The sequence below is a fragment of the Paenibacillus sp. VT-400 genome, assembly GCF_001029205.1.
GTDB classification, from domain to species: Bacteria; Bacillota; Bacilli; order Paenibacillales; family Paenibacillaceae; genus Paenibacillus; species Paenibacillus amylolyticus.
In genome coordinates this window covers 1-509 of sequence record NZ_LELF01000009.1, presented here as the reverse complement: position 1 = coordinate 509, position 509 = coordinate 1, and the positions used below count along the sequence as shown (strand labels likewise).

Sequence of the window (509 nt, the reverse complement as noted above, 5' to 3'; positions counted from 1 at the left end):
TTAACAGGTTCTCATCAGCGTTTGGTAGCTAACTATACAGGTGAACTCTCGGAGAGCGAATTACGTCCATATGAAGCCAGAATGTACCGTATCCATGATTAAAGCATAATACGTTATATAATGTTCAGTTCTCAAGAAAGAAGGATTGTATTCAATGAAAAGAGTATGGCGGAAAGAAGCAGTAGCTTCTCAAATCTATCCGAGAAGTTTTATGGATTCCAACGGGGATGGCATTGGCGACATTAAGGGGATCATTTCACAACTGGATTATATTCCAGATCTCGGTATTGATCTGATATGGATCTGTCCGATGTATAATTCACCTAACGACGATAATGGGTATGACGTCAGCGATCACTGTCAATTTAACTACCTTTATACACTTGACTTGTTTGCACAAGTTCAGCTTAAAGGAATGTTCTAATTCGCGTTTGTTTCGTTTCGATATCTAGTTTTCAAAGAACAAGCTCCATGCAAAAGCAAGCTGTTTGAGAGTTTGAGCTCTCAAA

The 509-nt window shown here is 38.9% G+C and carries 1 pseudogene; it reads left to right on the top strand.

What is annotated here, in order from left to right:
* Positions 1-154: 154 nt before the first annotated feature.
* Positions 155-358 (top strand): annotated as a pseudogene (locus tag EL84_RS00040) (alpha-amylase family glycosyl hydrolase); the annotation flags it as partial.
* Positions 359-509: the final 151 nt, after the last annotated feature.